This is a genomic window from Paenibacillus sp. V4I3 (assembly GCF_030817215.1).
In the GTDB taxonomy this organism is placed as follows: domain Bacteria; phylum Bacillota; class Bacilli; order Paenibacillales; family NBRC-103111; genus Paenibacillus_E.
The window spans coordinates 8,012,362-8,029,165 of record NZ_JAUSZA010000001.1 but is presented as its reverse complement, the minus strand read 5'-3'; the positions used below and the strand labels follow the sequence as shown (position 1 = coordinate 8,029,165).

16 protein-coding genes are annotated in these 16,804 nt (G+C 38.4%); 11 read left to right on the top strand and 5 right to left on the bottom strand.

The window, feature by feature from the left end:
- Nucleotides 1–72 precede the first annotated feature (72 nt).
- Nucleotides 73–1,449, bottom strand: a complete 1,377-nt coding sequence (locus QFZ77_RS37130; protein ID WP_307448843.1) for an IS1182 family transposase — start codon at nt 1,447–1,449, stop codon at nt 73–75.
- 288 nt (nt 1,450–1,737) lie between these two features.
- Between QFZ77_RS37130 and QFZ77_RS37125 the strand changes: the two genes are divergently transcribed.
- The 7 genes from QFZ77_RS37125 to QFZ77_RS37095 all read left to right on the top strand — a co-directional run bounded on the left by QFZ77_RS37125 (nt 1,738) and on the right by QFZ77_RS37095 (nt 6,116).
- Nucleotides 1,738–2,241, top strand: coding sequence for a hypothetical protein (locus tag QFZ77_RS37125; protein ID WP_307448841.1), 504 nt, complete (start codon nt 1,738–1,740; stop codon nt 2,239–2,241).
- Nucleotides 2,242–2,308: 67 nt separating this feature from the next.
- Nucleotides 2,309–2,560, top strand: a complete 252-nt coding sequence (locus QFZ77_RS37120) for a hypothetical protein (RefSeq protein WP_307448838.1) — start codon at nt 2,309–2,311, stop codon at nt 2,558–2,560.
- A gap of 161 nt (nt 2,561–2,721) precedes the next feature.
- Nucleotides 2,722–3,168: a hypothetical protein gene (locus QFZ77_RS37115; RefSeq protein ID WP_307448835.1), complete on the top strand. Its 447-nt coding sequence runs from the start codon at nt 2,722–2,724 to the stop codon at nt 3,166–3,168.
- Nucleotides 3,169–3,316: 148 nt separating this feature from the next.
- The gene (locus QFZ77_RS37110) at nt 3,317–3,868 is read left to right on the top strand and encodes a hypothetical protein (RefSeq protein WP_307448831.1); all 552 of its coding nucleotides are present in this window, start codon (nt 3,317–3,319) and stop codon (nt 3,866–3,868) included.
- A gap of 167 nt (nt 3,869–4,035) precedes the next feature.
- On the top strand, nt 4,036–4,758 hold the full coding sequence (locus QFZ77_RS37105) for a hypothetical protein (RefSeq protein ID WP_307448828.1): 723 nt from the start codon (nt 4,036–4,038) through the stop codon (nt 4,756–4,758).
- A 582-nt stretch (nt 4,759–5,340) separates the two neighbouring features.
- Nucleotides 5,341–5,673, top strand: a complete 333-nt coding sequence (locus QFZ77_RS37100) for a hypothetical protein (protein WP_307448825.1) — start codon at nt 5,341–5,343, stop codon at nt 5,671–5,673.
- A 122-nt stretch (nt 5,674–5,795) separates the two neighbouring features.
- Nucleotides 5,796–6,116, top strand: coding sequence for a hypothetical protein (locus tag QFZ77_RS37095; protein ID WP_307448822.1), 321 nt, complete (start codon nt 5,796–5,798; stop codon nt 6,114–6,116).
- Between the two features lie 286 nt (nt 6,117–6,402).
- Here the strand turns inward: QFZ77_RS37095 and QFZ77_RS37090 are convergent, their stop codons facing one another.
- Nucleotides 6,403–6,945 carry a hypothetical protein gene (locus QFZ77_RS37090; protein WP_307450121.1) on the bottom strand — a complete coding sequence of 181 codons (543 nt, stop codon included), beginning with the start codon at nt 6,943–6,945 and terminating at the stop codon, nt 6,403–6,405.
- A gap of 419 nt (nt 6,946–7,364) precedes the next feature.
- On the opposite strand from QFZ77_RS37090, the gene QFZ77_RS37080 reads away from it, so the two are divergent.
- Nucleotides 7,365–8,231: a hypothetical protein gene (locus QFZ77_RS37080; protein ID WP_307448817.1), complete on the top strand. Its 867-nt coding sequence runs from the start codon at nt 7,365–7,367 to the stop codon at nt 8,229–8,231.
- Nucleotides 8,232–8,454: 223 nt separating this feature from the next.
- Nucleotides 8,455–9,795 carry an immunoglobulin-like domain-containing protein gene (locus QFZ77_RS37075; RefSeq protein WP_307448814.1) on the top strand — a complete coding sequence of 447 codons (1,341 nt, stop codon included), beginning with the start codon at nt 8,455–8,457 and terminating at the stop codon, nt 9,793–9,795.
- Nucleotides 9,796–10,316: 521 nt separating this feature from the next.
- Here the strand turns inward: QFZ77_RS37075 and QFZ77_RS37070 are convergent.
- The 3 genes from QFZ77_RS37070 to QFZ77_RS37060 form a co-directional block, all read right to left on the bottom strand.
- Nucleotides 10,317–11,594 (bottom strand): IS110 family RNA-guided transposase, encoded by a 1,278-nt coding sequence (locus tag QFZ77_RS37070; RefSeq protein ID WP_307448811.1) that lies wholly within the window; start codon nt 11,592–11,594, stop codon nt 10,317–10,319.
- Between the two features lie 213 nt (nt 11,595–11,807).
- Nucleotides 11,808–12,323 (bottom strand): cell wall hydrolase, encoded by a 516-nt coding sequence (locus tag QFZ77_RS37065; RefSeq protein ID WP_307448808.1) that lies wholly within the window; start codon nt 12,321–12,323, stop codon nt 11,808–11,810.
- Nucleotides 12,324–12,795: 472 nt separating this feature from the next.
- On the bottom strand, nt 12,796–14,487 hold the full coding sequence (locus tag QFZ77_RS37060) for a S9 family peptidase (protein WP_307448806.1): 1,692 nt from the start codon (nt 14,485–14,487) through the stop codon (nt 12,796–12,798).
- Nucleotides 14,488–14,875: 388 nt separating this feature from the next.
- Between QFZ77_RS37060 and QFZ77_RS37055 the strand changes: the two genes are divergently transcribed.
- Nucleotides 14,876–15,403, top strand: coding sequence for a hypothetical protein (locus QFZ77_RS37055; protein ID WP_307448803.1), 528 nt, complete (start codon nt 14,876–14,878; stop codon nt 15,401–15,403).
- Nucleotides 15,404–15,754: 351 nt separating this feature from the next.
- Nucleotides 15,755–16,618, top strand: coding sequence for an SH3 domain-containing protein (locus tag QFZ77_RS37050; RefSeq protein WP_307448799.1), 864 nt, complete (start codon nt 15,755–15,757; stop codon nt 16,616–16,618).
- The last annotated feature ends 186 nt before the right edge of the window (nt 16,619–16,804 follow it).

The following is a 16,804-nucleotide window of genomic DNA, read 5'->3' as shown; positions in this document are numbered from 1 at the left end:
GAGGGAGCGATTCCTCCCCTTTTTCTTACTTTTTTTGTACGTAATTGAGAAGGTTTTGTCCTTATTCCTTTGCTATTTTAGTGCTTTCACCATTCGTTTTAGGTTAATGGCCAATGCCGAAAAGAGACACTGTTCTTGAATTTTTACAATGCCTCGTTTATATGTTTTTCTTAAGTTATGTTTCTCTTTAAGCCAACCAAACGTTCCTTCACACCAAACTTTTCGTTGTTTCTGGATCTTTTTGTACTCCTTTGTGCGTGAGCGTTCCTCGTTCTCAATTCCCAATTCATGTGCGATTGGTTTATTAATTTTTCGTCGATTCGTCTTACTCGAAAAACATGTAGATCTGAGGGAACACTCATTGCAATGTTTTGTTTTCGCGGTATAAGACTTATAGTACGTCTTCTTTTTTGTTTCCCAGGTGAGATGCGTAAATGAGAGTGTATGTCCTTGGGGGCATGTGTATGCATCCGAATTCTTATCATATTCGAAGGCCAATCCATGTTCAGATGAGCTTCTACTAGCCGAAGGTGCTATATATCCTTTGACATCTAACTGATGAAGTCCATAATGAACATGCGTGTAATCATAACCTCTGTCTGCTCCGACTTTCTCTATCGGTAGCATTAAATCGTGTTTTTGGCGAGCAATACGTGAGACGAAAGGAGCATCATCTTTAAGGTTTCCTGCTGTTGCGAAAATGTCAGTTATGATGCCATACGTAGGATCAACGCTAGTATGAGCCAAATAATGAAATCCCGCAGGCTTTCCGGGGCGATTCATGAAACCTGCGTCTGGATCCGTGCAACTGCGCTTAACCTCTTTATTTTCACCTTGTAGTTGCTGACGTTCTTTCCCAGGTTTCTTTTGACCGCTTTGTTCGCGACGTTCATTCATTTTCATTTCCAACTTCTTTGCTTCTTCTTCCAGATCTCTGAGATATTCAGCAGGCTCTTTGTCGATCTGTACCATGGAGTAATTGTTGGAAGATGCGCTCGCTTTTATGTGAGTGGAGTCGGTCACAATAACTTTTCCCGTAACAATGCCGTTCTCGATGCATAAACGAACAACATGGTCAAAGATTTCTTGAAATGTCGTAGTATCCTTAAATCTTCTCCTTCGGTTCTGGCTGAATGTAGAATGATCCGGTATAGCGGATTCTAAGTCCAGGCCCAGAAACCAACGATAGGCTATATTTAAACGCACTTCTTCTTCAAGCTTACGTTCTGAATCGATGCCATACAAATAACCAATTAGCAACATTTTAATGAGAAGGACAGGATCGATAGATCTCCGGCCAAAGGGTGAGTACAAATGTACGACCTTATTATAAATAAACGAAAAGTCCACTATTTGGTTAATTTGACGTAACTGATGATCTTGTGGAACAAAGTCATCCAAATTGACATAGACAAATCGGTATTGCGTCGCAACATTTATACCCATCATTATTTTTTACCCCCTCAACAAAAAGAACCATATAGAATATTTCTACATGATTCTTCGATATCTTGCTTACAGTACTAATTTGTCAACAGGCCCAGCATAGAACGGCAGCCTTCTCAGCTAACGTGCAGGATAGTTATAATATATGGTAATATGCTTATGTATGTAGGATGCGGAAGCAATTAATTAAGCCTGCTGGAGGTAAAGGATGAATTCTGGGCTGGAAGCACTCAATTCCTTAATTAAAACAGAAGCAGATGGACTTCTACATGAAAAAGGTTTAATTCGGGTATGGAAGGATACGGAAAAGTATTTATTAGTGGAAGCTACTTCCTGGACTTAATGACTTGGAGAGATTTGGATATTTATTTAGCCAACGATAAAATGAATGAAGAAACTTTTTTTGAAATGGGTAAGGAAATTTCTTTATGTATTAAACCCTCAAAAATGAATTATCGTAATGAGTTTATTGGGCAGACAGAACACTTACCGCAGGGATATTATTGGGGGTGTTATGCAGCTATTAATTCAAATGCTTGGAAGGTAGATGTCTGGGCGATTTCTTCCGAGGAATTCGAACAAAAACAGCAAGAAATAGAGGAATTGAAATCCCAAATTAATCTGGTGCAACGAATGGCTATTTTGAAGTTGAAGAACAGTGTATATAATCATCCCTTATACCGCAAAAAATTCTTTAGTGTAGACATTTATAATGCAGTTATTGAAGATAACATAAATTCCGAAGAAAACTTTAAGAATTGGTTACAAGTTAAAAGAGGAGTATCGTTGAGCTAACGAAGAACGATAGCTCAATCCACAAAATGAGAGCCTGAAGGTATTTAGAGGAAAGGAAAAGATTTGAATGAGTAGGAAAGTCGTGATTGCAGGGATTCTTTTATCCTTGTCTGTACCGATGATCGTGTATTTCGCAATTGTAGCTATTTTTAATCTCGGTATCGTGCAGGAGCCTTCAGAAGATTTTCAATATCACGATTCTTACTTCGTCGTGATACATATTGATCCATACGTGTATCCCGTATTGGCAGTGATTACTTTCACGGTTTATGCAGCAATTATCTGGGTCGTTCGATACGTTAAGCGAAAGAACCTGTAGGCTTCCGAAGAATGACTCAATGATTCGTTACGCTAACGGATACTTTAGCTCAATAAACAATAGCAAAAAAGTAGCCTCCCAGCATTGAAGGGGCTGCTTTTTTGATCTTTTAGAATAAATAATTTCTCCAAAAACAGGTAAACCTAAAAGGAGGTGATTTTGTGCGAACAAGATTTATATTGACACTATGCGTAATCATTGGGATTTTATTGACAACAAAACAGTCTGCCATAGCCCATCCATTTGATGAAAATACTAATAAGCAGGATTCGATTGAATGGATTGCTTTTTGGGACTTTCCGCATTCGCGAGAAGGGCAACTAGAGCGTATGTTGACAACAGAGCTGCAAAGACGTACGCTATTTGCTCTCCAAGAGAAAAAATACTTAAAACCAGGAAAAGAATTCTTATATAGTTTCGAGCCCTTTGAGATAACAAATATGAAGAAGGGTGATGACGGTTTTTTTGAGTTAATAGTTTTCGCAACGGTTCACGAAGTCATTAACAATGAAAAAATGAAAGCTGAAGCGTATCAAATCACATTCAAACATAATTATAACTTGGGGTTTGTCGTCACTGAATGTAGTAGAATAAAAGATAAAAAATAACTGGGTTCATTGAACTAACGGAAACGATAGCTTCATAACAAGATCTAGCAGGCTGCCGGTGATAAACTCGGCGGCCTGTTGTGCTAACAAGCAGTTATGCGGAATAATAGTGTTTTAATGTTACCTTAGAAGGAGGGAGAAACGGCATATGGAGATATCAAAGAAAAAAATAGTATATGTTTTAATCGCAAGCATTATAATTGCAGTGATTGTTATTTATTTTTCAAATAGTACAAATAAACTTTATGGAAATGATAAAGAATCCATACTAAAAGTGATTAAGTCTATTGAGGGTTATGAAAATGAATCAGTTGAGATTTTGGAGATTAAAGATTTTAATGATGCAAGGGTAGTTGTCTTCTTATCAAATAATAATCCAGCATATATTCATTTTTCTAAAAACCCAAAAGGCAATTATGAATGGAGAAATATTGAAAAACATGCAGGTCAGTCATTTTCTACATTCTTAATTCACTTTCACATATCGGATGATGAATCCAGCAATTCAAAATTTGTGATTGTTACAAATCAAGAAAATAATATTGCAAAAATGGAATTAGAGGTAAATAAACAAGTTATTGAACAAGAGTTTAGTGTAAATCAAAAGTCTGTTACTTGGATTGATTTGCCTAAAGATGATACCCTTGAATTTAAATATAAATATTATGATAGGAACGGTAATCTTCTAAGTGATAATTAACTACAATGGCTACCGTTTATTGAGCTAACGTAAGAACGATAGTTCAACACCAAAACGGCTGCCGCGGGGCAGCCGTCATGCGAACGGGTAGAATAGCGGAACAACACCAATGACACACTATGTAAGGAAAATAGAGGGGAACTCTGAAAGAAGGGTTGATTGTTTCGATGAAAAAATGGTTGTTGGTACTCACTGGTACATTTGTAATGCTAATTTCAGTTGTTTCTGTTGCTTTTGCCATAACTCCTATTTCGAATAAAGCTGAGTCGAAACAACATGCTGTTGCCACTTTGCCAGAAGCAAAAGCCACTCTTTATGCAACTGAAAGAGAAGGTTATTATGAGAAATTTATATTACAAATAAATGGAACTAACCGTTCTTTTCCTGACTGGAAAAACGTAGATAACCCTACATATGCCCCACGGCTATTTTTCAACGACATAAATCATGATGGTAAAAAAGAACTCGTTATCGTATTAACAAAGGACTATGGCACAGGAGTTTTGGATACAGAGGTTCATGTATTTCAATCCACTCTGACTAACACAGATGAAGTTTACGAAGAAGTGCTGGTGGACAACCCAATTTCAATATTATTAAAGAACGTCAAAACAAGATTGACAGCGCGTGAAGCAGAAATAATCATCGGAGATAAGAAAACGTTAGAACATATTGAAAAATTTAAAATAAGCCCTGAGAACCTATTTCTTGATGTTGCTTTTGGTAACATTGTTAAATTTAGTGTTATAGACAATCAATTAATGGTTTCTATTCCTGGACAAATATCACCAGGAAGCTTCATAGGCGCGATTGTGATTACTTATGAATATAAAGATAAAATGTATCAAGCAAAGAAAGTTGAATATGGGAATGTGGAGTGGTCTTTTTAACGAAACGGAACGAGCTCAATAAAGAGAAAGTTCAATCTACTAATACCTACAGGAATGTTAACGGAAACGTTAGTTGAATAACACACATTAGATGAGCAGGCACTGCGGTGGCCTGCTCATTTTATTAAGCTAGCTGGCAGGGTAGCGTAATTACAAAGGAGAAATTGATTGATAACATCATAAAAGCGAGGACCCCGCGAATTATATCGCAGAGTCCTCTTATAGTGGGAAGCGGTTTATTTCAAAAATACACTACTAATGCTAAGTCTTACTCAAAAAGTATCGAAGCAGAAATCTCGATCTTTTTATCCTTCTTCGTGTTTTCATGGTGAATCAACAACCTTTCGAAAACTAAAATTGAATTCCGTTTTTCGCTGTTTTTTAATACCACTTCCCACTTATCGTATGTTTACCCTTTTCCTAATATTTTGAATCAATAAGGGTAATATGGCTCTCAGAAAATAAAGTTTTAGATTGACTTGCTTAATTAACGGGCAGGATAACGCATCAAAATTTGTCACCATAGTCTTAATACAGAGTATATAATTACTTTTGATGTATAACATACGGAGGGGATTTTGGGTGAACAAGATTAAAGTATTCGTTTTTCACACTTGTATAATCTCATCATTTATCGTTAATTTCGTATACATAAGTCGAGAACTTATCGGTTATCAACTTAGTTTTTTTGGAAACAATGACCAAACTATGTATTATGAAACGAAAAATAAACTATGGATGGCACAATCTTTTGCCATGTTTTTGTTGGTTGCAGGGGTGTTTATTGGTTATCCATTACTAAAAAGAAATCGAAAATTTGCTATTTTTTTCTGGGTAGTAGTTGTGTTGTTGTTATTAAATTCAATAGGTAATGTTTTATACCTTAAAAATGTTCTCACTTATGAAATGATTTGATTGGCTAACGAAGTAGCTTTTACTTAACTAACGAGGAACGAGAGTAATACAATACCAATGAACGCCAGCCGTTTTATGAAAATGAAAAACAATTCTGGGAGACTAGACGTAAAGGAGGACTTATGAAGGTTATTAAAGGTATTACGTCTAATGGTCTTAATTACATTGATGAATCTGGAATTGATAAATTTGTTAACTTTAAGGAATGCAATGAGAACTGGATTCGTTACAGAAAAAGAAGTGAAAGCTTGGATGACGAAAAGTTAGAAAGTATTAGATTAAATGATAGATGTATAGGACAAAGAGATATTTGCGCGCGGCCTTACTTTATAGAGTTCTTCACTAGACCTTTTACAAGGTTTGAGTTCGATGAAGAAGAGGCATTTAAACAACTCAAAAGTGATATAATTTCTGCAGGTTGGTTTACATACGATTTAAGTTAAAATATATTTGAACCTTGATTGGCTCCTCGTGAGAATGGATTTTTGGCTCGGTTTGTTTACTATTTCAATTGGAATAAGGAGCAGTTAGGTGATAATAAATTAGAAGTATCCCGAGCTAATCGAACTAGTAACCATATAAAAACGTTGAGCTTCATCGTAACGATACAGGTAGCTCCATTAAGCTATCGGGCAGGATAGTTCAAATTATGTCTTGTTAAATGGCCATCCAGTCTAATACTTAATTTTCAATGAACATCAGACCGTAACGTTTCATTACTTTGTGGCATTATGGAGTTTCACCAAAGTCGAACCATTTGGTAACGCGTTTTACTTTGGTAAAACCTAGGTAGGTATACCGAATCGTGACTTCTTGAAGGGGCTCTTCGTCGTACCGAACGACGACTCCGTAATGGATGGGTGTTTGCTTATTCGAGTTCACTTTACTTGCAAGAATGGTTCGAATCTCTTGATCGGATAATTGCGATCGGATAGATGCGTCATGCAAATCCATAAGTTTAGTCGCAGGGTCTGTCTGATCCCCCAAAAATTGCACAAGGCGGCCGGAATCATAGGTAATGCCAAGTTGAACGCGATTCGGCATCTTCTCGCTATTGACAGTCACGCTTTGAATGTCGATATCCGATTCGCTCCTATTGACAACCTCAATGGTATAAACCTTATAATTGCCGACCGGGTCCGTATATACGGTCAAACCGTTATCAATCAACGGGTCGGCACGATGATACCAAATGATAGCTGCAATCACAACCATGACAGCCAAAGCGCCAATCATAGCTACAAGCCGTGAAATACCCTTAAGTCGTTTCAATGGCAACCCTCCAGCCAAAGTTATCTCATCATCACCATACCATATTTCCCCTCAGAAAAATGGATTAGGTAAATTGATTATAGACCATTTACTTGCGTATATAAAGAAGTGTAAGTACAAGAATGGTATTGCTTTTGTGGGACTATTCGCCTCACATGGAAATGATAAATTTTATGATAAATTCGGATTTAAAGATTACTCACCAGAAATGACAGGCATGTTTACTGTCCTGGATAAATAGCTTAATACAGAAACCTTCGCTTGGTATGTGGCGAAGGTTTCTGTTTTAGTTCAAAGTAATAGGGAGCAGTTTACACGGCACCTGCTCCTTAATTCATTAAGCTAAAGGGCAGGTTTGCGTGGTCAAAAAGAAGGATTCAACCTCCAAATGGCGAAACCTCATGTGGGAGGTGTTTTGGTTGAAATTTACAATTGATTTAGAGTATACCCCCAGGTCACCACGTAATGGATTTCCATTTACCGAATCAAGCTTTGTAAGATCGACTTCAAACTATTCATTTCAATCAAATGAGATAGGTATCGCACTTGTAGATTTGTGGAATTTTGGCTGGAAAGATGGTCCAGTGGTTGCCTCTTTAGATTGGGAATTAAGTACAGAAAGAGGAATTTCCCATGCTCTTAGGAAAAAAGAGATAATCATAAAGCAAATTGCCCCTACCATAAACGAATTGCGACAATTAGGTATTCAAATATTCCATTGTAACCATGCTACATTTTTAATGGATTATCCCCAATGGGTTGGTTCTACAACGGAGGAAGAACGGAAGAATGCAATCGATCCAATAGTTATAGGAGAAAATGTAAGGGTTGGAGAAAGTAGTACATTCCCCGATTTAGAATGGAGAAAAAGTTGGATGGCAAGACATTCGGATGATGTCTTTAACCTTCCCTGGTCAAGCCAACAGGGCGAAGCGTACTCACAAATAAAAATTCCCAAAGAAGTAGAGCCACAAGGCCAAGACATGTTAATTTATTCAAAAGGACAGTTCCATCGTATTCTTCGTAATAGTGGGATTCGAGTCCTCTTTTACATGGGATTTGAAACAGACGAGTGTGTAATGCATAGCGATTACGGAATAAACAATATGCACTCTTTTGGATATATGACAAATATCGTCCGTGATTGTACAACTACGTATGAATCCGCTGACACAATTGAAGGGTCATGGAGAACAAAGGTCGCAATTGAACAAATAGAAAAGAGATGGGGTTACTCCATAAAATCAAATGACTTATTACGATCGATAAAAAGTGCGGTTCGTTGAACTAACGGATAACTATACTTAAAAAGGGATCACGGCAACCGCTGAAGCCGTGATCCCTTTTTCTACTGAAGTAACCATTAAAATTAAAGGTATAGTTTATGCATTTTATTCTTTTAAAAAACAGATATGTATTTCTATAAATTACCAATATACATTGCCTTCTTTGTTTTGCTATGTTTACATCAATACTAAGTAATTTGTAAATATGAGAGCAGGTTAGTTCATGAAAAAAAAGATATTATTTGTTATTGGATCCTTTTTACTGGGTGCTTGTATTTTGTACGTTTCAACAAATCAATCATTATCAGCAGAAGACCCTGTAAAAGCATTGCTAAACGATGATCAAAAGAAATTATTTGATTTTGAAAAGCAATATGATGTTGCTATGGAAAGCGAGATCAGCAGGATTTTCCCAAATGGAGAGTTCGAAACCTATGGGTACTATTATTTGAGTTCCGAAAATGCCGATAAAATCGAATACGTTTTTGTGTTGGAAATAGAAGATAACAAAACAAAAGAACTAATGACAACACTTCAAATATTATTTGGGGACAAAGGTGTTAGCTTCAAGAAAGCGAAGTACAAGATGAAGGACTTGAAACAGCTACAAATAAACCTTGCTGAAAAACTTAAGAATATTGATGGTTTTTCGTCGCACATTGATTTGAAGAGTGGAAAAGTAGTTGTTGAAGCTTATATGGAAGATTCTCAAAAAGTAGAGTTAATAACCACTTTTGGTGCAGATATGCTGGATGTCATAAACGAAGATCCCCAATCAAGTTATCACTTCCCGTCAGGCAGCAATACAAGGAGAGAAAATGGGGGTGACTTAGTGCAGAATCAAAAGAAAATGGAACAGATAAACTTCTATGAGTTTCTACCTCAATCAGGTAAGTGGACTTATAAACAACAGGTAGAAATTTACAACGAGTTTGCATTAGTTAAAAAACCCGGCGAGGAAGTAACAATGGCTGTTGGTCTAAGTGAAGAGAATAAAGTGAAACTTGATTCAAACATCATCCGATTTAAGTTAACCGAAAGAAATGCAGATGGAACATTCGTTAAACTCGTGGATGAACAACACGTACCTATAGTAAAAACAGGCTGGGACCCGAGGGTTACTGTAAAACTTCCGGAAAAAGAGGGAGCCCATTATTTCATTACAGGTGAGGTTATCGTTGGAGGCAATGTAGAGGATGTTGTCCTTAATTCATATGAAGTACCCATTCAACAAGTAAATGCTGAGATCAATTTAGATAAAGTCGCTTATCCGAGCAGTGGATCATTGACGTTCACAATGGTTAATTCAGGTCCAACTTCACTTTTTTACGGCTTAAACTATAAGATGGAACGAAACGAAAATAAAACTTGGGTTGAAGTTCCTTTAAAAAGGAATCAAGCTATTTCTGCAATCGGATTGAATTTGCACGTTAGGGAAATTTGGGAACAAACAGTTACTTATAAAAATCTAAAGCCAGGCACTTACAGGATCAGTAAAGAAGTAGAAGGGAACGGAACTTCAATAGAGAAAGTGATTTACGCCGAGTTCAAAATTAAGGAATGAGTATTACCCAAAATTGAAACTTGAGCAACCATGTTTGTAATTTGGTTAGAACCATGGTTAAGTTATTTTGGAAAACGATAGGTCTGCAACGTATGTCAGCCGGTTAGAATAGGCTGCCTTTTTCAGCTCCCTCAGAGAATAAGGATTTTCTCACGAATGCTCGCTCATTCGCAGGATTTCAATATGCATGTTAAATAGGAGTTCAGTTGTTAGAATAGTGTGTGGCAGGCAGTTCCGTTAGAGCGCATGCGGGAACAGAAGGTGCTGATCATTTTTACAACATCTTCCATAAAAAGTTATACTGCACGCTTCTCTCCACAAGGTCCTCGGGGATTCACTCTCCCAAATATCGACGGGTCTTTGCCCTCACATTCCTTCGTCCTATCTTTCCAAGGTGTGGAGTCCGATCAACGTTAACGGAACGGGTCTATGCCCTAAAGCTGAAAAATCTCGGTACTCGTGCTTTCTTTGTGAGATCCTGCGAATGAGCCAATTTACGTGTCAGGGTTAGGATTTACCTATTATGCTGCTAATGATATTTGAGCCTTATCCATAGAGAATGTTTGTCCTTCTCTCGCCATGGCTACAAGCATCCGGGCCAGTTTCCCAATCAGCTTCATCATGGACTGCATTTTTGTCATTCGTTTCACTTCGGTATTGTGTGCATGCATGGCTTGGAACGCTTCATTGAAAGATAACAGGTGAAACACAGTGAAGTAGAGATGCTTGCGCAGTAGTGAGTTGCCTCGTTTGGTGAGCTTGATTTGCCCCTTATACTTGCCAGAACTTCGTTCTGCTAAGTTCAATCCTGCCTTGCGCAATAACTGATTTCCGTGAGACAGCTTACGTAAGTCCCCGCCAAATGCCAATATGGCAGCCGTTGCAGGAACGGAAGCACCGACAGATCGAATGAGATCTGAGCAAGGAATTTCAGGCAGTACCTTTTCAATCATCTCGTCCGCTTCATCAATGATTCGGCAGATTCTTTCATACTCTTCAATGAGGTGCCTTAGCTCCCATTTATCTTCTTCAAGGGCAGTAGTATCTCCCACGCTATGTCTAGCGAGTGATTGAAGTTCCATCGCCTTGTTCTTACCTCGCACCCCGCCAGGTCTGGCCATATACTCACCCCAGATCTGTACCATTTGCTCCGGAGTTAGCTGCAATAGGTCAGAAGGGGCTGGGAACCGGCGCAAAGTGGCCAACGAACGATCGCTAAAAATATCATCAAATGCTTGTCTGTATTCTGGAAACCGGATATCCAGCCAGCGGTGGATTCTATTCTTAATCCGTCCTGATTTAACAACCCAGTGCTCTCTGTTTGTAACCATAACCCGTATGCGACGGAATGCTTCATCCTTTGGAGAGAAGGGCGTGTAGAACCCACGGCTCACCGCATCGGCGATGACCAGAGCATCTTTTGGGTCGTTCTTGGAAGGTGAGTTATCTCTGTTTTCCTTATTGCGTTTGGTTGTCATTGGATTGACAAGAGCCACATCAATTCCTCGATCCACCAACCAGTTGGCAATATTGAACCAGTAGTGCCCGGTGCTCTCCATTCCCACAACGAAATCATTCATGGCGTGCATCTTCTGTAATTTCCGAATGCTGTGTTCTAAATGCTCATAGCCGGCTAGGTCATTCGAAAATAGAATAGGGCGCTTGGTGAGGACAATACCTCGAAAATTAATGGCTTGTGCGGCGTGCTTCTCCTTGGCAATGTCGATGCCTATGACCAGAGTGGTAGTGGAGATTCGTTCTACACGTTGATTTTGAGACTTAATTGGATTAGACTTCATGATAACGCCTCCTAAGGTGAGTTCTGAGGGCTGCAACCCAGTACATACTCATCCTAGCGGGGCGTTCTTTTTTCTGCAAGTTCAATCTGCTAACACCTACAGGAATGTTAACGGGCAGGATAATGCAATTGGTTGGTCGGTCTTTTGGAGATTCTAACTGAAACGTAAGTAATATTGAAATCATTAGACATCAAAAGAAAAAGCCCTATTGGGCTAGTTGTTAAAATTACAGAATATATACTTTCCAATTTGTTTTACTGGTGTGTATGTTGCAGGTATAGTTGATACTTCAGGATTGTAATAATACAAACAGCCTTCTGTTGGGTCAAATCCGTTAATTGCATTTTGTACTGCATGCTTAGCTGAATCATCAGACGATATTTTCCAAATATTACCATTATCTACAGATGTGAAATGCCCAGGCTGAAAAATGATTCCGCTAACACTTTTTGGGAAGTTATTGTTCTTTAAACGATTCATAACTACAGCCGCTATTGCCGATTTTGTAATCTGTGATTCATTTTCCCCCTCAGCATTAACAAATGACTCCAATAAATTAAGATCCATATGGGAGAGCAATTGGTTAGGGTTGTTACTCTCCTGGGGAGAAGTTGATTGTGCTGTTTCCAGATTAGATTGGATTTGCGATTGTTCATTTTGATTGTAACTAAAACCAACAAGAGTTAGTGTTCCTGCTATTAGAAGGGGTACCAGAAGCTTTAGCATCATGCATTCACATCCTAAATAGTGTTTTTCACGAATCATAACCATTATTACCAAAAAGTTGGAGAAAAACACAGTTTCACGATGATGAAACCTATAACTAAAGACGTGAATCACAAAGAATAAAAGAAAAAGAAGAAATCAAAGAATAACAGCCAGATCGTTTCACTAACGGAGAACGTTAGTTCAATGACAGAAGGGTAGTTTGCCGCGGCAAACTACCCTTCGTTTCGTTGTCATATCGCTCAGATTTCTTAGCGTACGATTATTTCCGTTTCGTGAGGGGAACCCCTACATAAGTTCCGATACTCACCATTTCAGGAACTTGGAAAATTCATTATTACCATCGGTTTCCATACGGTTACCCCTGGTGACAGCTACGCTGGTACTACCCCAAAAAGAAGCTGCCGGCACACGATCGGCAGCTTCTTTACGTTATCGGGCAGATTACAAGAATCCTAGTTGGTTATAGACTCAATTATTTTCCTAAGAAGGTCAAAATCTGCTTAAACATCTCCTGTCGGTGTTTCGGTAGTCCATGAGTGTCATCATCGTATATGATTAAGTCACATACTCCACCATGAATTTGAACCTGTTGTTGGATAAACTGGACCTCTTCATTAGTTGATGTTGTATCCTTCCCACCATGAATAATTAAGAGTGGTGTTTTTATTTTGTTTGCTTGTTCTAATGGATTTCTTTCTTTCTCGGCGATTGCTCGTTCTATTGGGTCAACAGGATAAGCTCTAGGTAGATGTAAACCTAAATGTTCGATTCTTGTTCCTCCCCATAATGAAATACCATAATCCCAAGATACATCAGTATAAGTTAATGATAGCATAGTTAGAAAACCACCATAACTGTATCCCATAATGGCTAGAGGCCGACTATTTCCAGTTTTTATCTTCCAATCGGCACCAGCAGCTAGTATATCCCAAACATCTGCACGGCCGTACTCCCCGTGATTAGCTTCTTTATGCTCCTGTCCGTACCCCGAACAACCTCGATAGGCAGGTACAATTACTTCATAACCTTCTTCAAGCAGACGGATTATTAAAGGGTCATTTGGGGAATTTACAGTTTCCCCTGGTCCCCCATGCACTAATAATACTCCAGTATTTTTAGGGTTATCCGGGGTGAAGCAGTGGACCGGAATATTTCGTTTGTCTCTTGATATGACTATATATTCTTGATGCTTAAAGTTAGGTAATTTTTCTTCAGTGTCTTTGAATAGCAATTCAATTGAGCCTTCATAATCAACACGATAAATACAAGAGAGTTCATTCAGAAAGTATATATAATTGGAACTTGGATTTAATGCAATACTTGGTCCAATAATTGTTTGTTGTATAGCAATATCATCAGGCAAATTAATTTTTCTGAGTAGTTCTCCAGTTTTTGATGAAGCAATTACTAATTCATTCTTACAAACAATAAGGATATCATCACTTTTTGGCAAGAAAGCACCGCCAAGAACTTCTGGATATGAAAAAGTCTGTACTAGGTTCATATCTGATATGCAGAATATTTTTAGGAGACTTCCAGACTTAGATGTTTCATTAATAAGGATCTGAGTAGAGTCTCTTGACCAACAGTATCTTCCGATTCGATGGTAAGATCCTTCTATATGTGGAATAAAATCGCAAACCTTTGTATTAGTATTAAAGATGTAGATTTTTTTTGGTGTATTTGGCTCATGAAGGTGTTGTCTGTGATAGGCTACGTATTGATTGGAAGGGGACCATTGGGGAAATCGGTCGACTCCTTTACTGTTAGTAAGTTGATTGACCTCTAAACTCTCTAGGTTAATCGAATAAATATCTGGGGGAGTTTTTTTATTAGGTTCTATTGAATATGCCGAAAAGCATATTTGTTTCCCATCATTAGACCATTCTACGAATCCTGCATAAAGATGAGGCTCATCGAAGATAGTTGTAACAGAGTTTTGCTTAATATTCCATAGAAACAAAGGATTATCATTGGTAAAAAAAGCAAGTTGCTTTCCACTTGGAGATAGTCTCGGTCCTTGTGGAATGTATTCATTGTTGATTTCGCCAGTTAATTGCCGGGTTTCTAAATCGTAAGTATTTATTTTTTTTGTTCCATCCTGAGATGTTTGAAGAATGGCAATAACATTAGATTTTTCATGAACATCAAAGTCAGTAAACATTGAAGACCTCCTTTGTTGGATTACTCATACCATATATTCTATAGGATATTGAAAATATAAACAGCCTCCGTCTTCTGGTTTGCAGAAGATGATGGAATCGCAAACAATGGGCTTTACCAGTGAATGAAGAGAGGAAAACCGTGTCACAGAGAGAAGCTTAGTCATTGAACTAACGGGGAACTATAGTTCAATCACCACATGACGGCAGCCAGCACAAGATCGGCTGCCGTTGTTCGTTGAAGTAAAGGGCAGTTATGCGCAACTTTTAACGTATTTACAACGTCTAAAAATATGGTATTATTTGTTATCTCTGGAGAACGGAGTAATGATTTTTCATGCTTATGGAAGAAGGGTCGATTAATGAGAATAGTTGAGGGGGAGTAACCCAATGAAAATGAGTAAAAAGACTTTTGCTACTGTATTAACTGGTATGGCTTTGGTACTTAGTAGTGTTGCTTATTTAAATAATACTACCAACGCTTCAATGTCACCTGAAAAAGAATTCATTAAACAAAATGCAATTAATTCCCATATAACTGTTCATAAAGAATACGCTCAAACAGCAAATAAAGATGTATATGATAAGTTATACAAAACGTGGGAAAAAGCTACCGAGAAAATCATTAGTAAATATGAAAAAAATTTCGATAAAAAAGATTGGGAACTAATTGCTGGTCCAGATATCGATATTCGTTTTAAAAACATGTTATCAAGCCAAGAAGCTTCAGCCTATTCAAAAGTATCTATTCAAGCAAGGGAAGCATACGAAAAGGGAGACTTTCTTGATTGCGTTTTGCTTCACAAAGATAAAAACAAAGCGAAAATCGCTTGGGAAAAACATGATGGTAAGATACATATAGCCCATCTAGAGAAAAAAGGGAATGATTGGGCAATTGTTCTCGAAGAAAATATCTAATAAAGTTTTGTTTTGCATAGTCTATTCGAAACAGTAAGGATGTTAAACTAACTGGGAACGATAGCTTCATAACAAGATCTAGCAGGCTGCCGGTAATAAATCCGGTGGCCTATTCCGCTAACGGGGAGGATATTTACAAATTATCAGTAATCATTTTATGTCGTTAGGTAACTATTCCCAGATTAGAGCGTCTATACATAAAAAGGAATGCGTAGTAATAGGTGTAAAAAAATTGACACAAACCAAAAAGAAACATCGAAACAAACAACCGAACCAGTAATCGATCCATCACAGAATGTACTACCTTTAAAGCGTGAGACTAAAAGAAAAGAAGGGTAAGGAGATCGAGAGATGAGAATACTTTCCGTTCTGCTACTCCTTTGTGGAGTCATCATGGCCTCTGGTTGCCAGCAAGAGAGAACTCCGTCCAAGGCTGCTTCGACCTTCGAAGCTATCCCGGAAACAATCCAGAAAGAGCAGATTGCCTCCACTTACGAGGTTACGGACGCAACTACATCCTCAACTCAAATTTCAAAGAAGGCCCCCGAAGTATCTGTCCCGGCATATGGCCTGCAAATCAGTCAAACCTATACCGCGCAGGCGGATATTGGCGCTCGGTATGATCCAACCGAGGTTTCAGGGGTTGGACCGGTGTTTGAAGTGAACAAAGGTGATGCTTTTCGCATATTAGCGGCACAAGACGATTACGTCCAAGTCGAATCCCAAGATCTAAGAGGCTGGATTCCCGCGTTCTATTTCAACAAGGAAGCCGCCAATATTCATACGGAGGCACCTTATGACATGATCTTCGCAAAGGAAGTGCCAGTGTCTTCTGCTCCTGGACAGCAAGCAAAGGAACCGCATTTGGACTTATGGGCTGGCAAGGTGGTCCTTATTAAAAAATCCTATGCGGATTGGGTGGCTGTGCGTATCGTACAGTATGATGCGGAATATGGTGCAGATATGTGGGTGCCAAAGTCCTCCTTACACGTTTACGATCCGGCCAATGCCAAGGAGGGTAGACTTGCGGTGCATTCGACCATCTATGATGAACACGGTCAGATTAAAGGTGAAGAGTGGGTCAATTCGGTCTTTATTCAGGCAGAGACGCAAATAGATAAGATTGGTACTGTATACCAAATTATTGGTCCAGGAGGACAAATTGGGTATATTCGGGTAAAAGATTTTATCCCGAATCCGTTCATTGATAACTAAAATCCTGTTGAATCTATCAAATCTGCCTAAATCTCCAGTTGAAATGCTTGATAACAGGCTGCCAATAATGTCGGCAGCCTGTTAAGTTAACGGGAGTTTAGCTATAAAATTATATTTTTTACGCCTTTCATTTGTGCGAAGTTATCAAATTAATCAATGGATTCAGTATTATAATTTCGCATGCGT

What these genes read in the sequence shown, in the direction of transcription:
- QFZ77_RS37125 (WP_307448841.1), top strand. Translation starts at nt 1,738, where the DNA reads ATGGAAGGATACGGAAAAGTATTTATTAGTGGAAGCTACTTCCTGGAC.
- QFZ77_RS37060 (WP_307448806.1), bottom strand. Translation starts at nt 14,487, where the DNA reads ATGTTTACTGACTTTGATGTTCATGAAAAATCTAATGTTATTGCCATT.
- QFZ77_RS37075 (WP_307448814.1), top strand. Translation starts at nt 8,455, where the DNA reads ATGAAAAAAAAGATATTATTTGTTATTGGATCCTTTTTACTGGGTGCT.
- QFZ77_RS37095 (WP_307448822.1), top strand. Translation starts at nt 5,796, where the DNA reads ATGAAGGTTATTAAAGGTATTACGTCTAATGGTCTTAATTACATTGAT.
- QFZ77_RS37105 (WP_307448828.1), top strand. Translation starts at nt 4,036, where the DNA reads ATGAAAAAATGGTTGTTGGTACTCACTGGTACATTTGTAATGCTAATT.
- QFZ77_RS37055 (WP_307448803.1), top strand. Translation starts at nt 14,876, where the DNA reads ATGAAAATGAGTAAAAAGACTTTTGCTACTGTATTAACTGGTATGGCT.
- QFZ77_RS37065 (WP_307448808.1), bottom strand. Translation starts at nt 12,323, where the DNA reads ATGATGCTAAAGCTTCTGGTACCCCTTCTAATAGCAGGAACACTAACT.
- QFZ77_RS37050 (WP_307448799.1), top strand. Translation starts at nt 15,755, where the DNA reads ATGAGAATACTTTCCGTTCTGCTACTCCTTTGTGGAGTCATCATGGCC.
- QFZ77_RS37120 (WP_307448838.1), top strand. Translation starts at nt 2,309, where the DNA reads ATGAGTAGGAAAGTCGTGATTGCAGGGATTCTTTTATCCTTGTCTGTA.
- QFZ77_RS37070 (WP_307448811.1), bottom strand. Translation starts at nt 11,594, where the DNA reads ATGAAGTCTAATCCAATTAAGTCTCAAAATCAACGTGTAGAACGAATC.
- QFZ77_RS37110 (WP_307448831.1), top strand. Translation starts at nt 3,317, where the DNA reads ATGGAGATATCAAAGAAAAAAATAGTATATGTTTTAATCGCAAGCATT.
- QFZ77_RS37130 (WP_307448843.1), bottom strand. Translation starts at nt 1,449, where the DNA reads ATGATGGGTATAAATGTTGCGACGCAATACCGATTTGTCTATGTCAAT.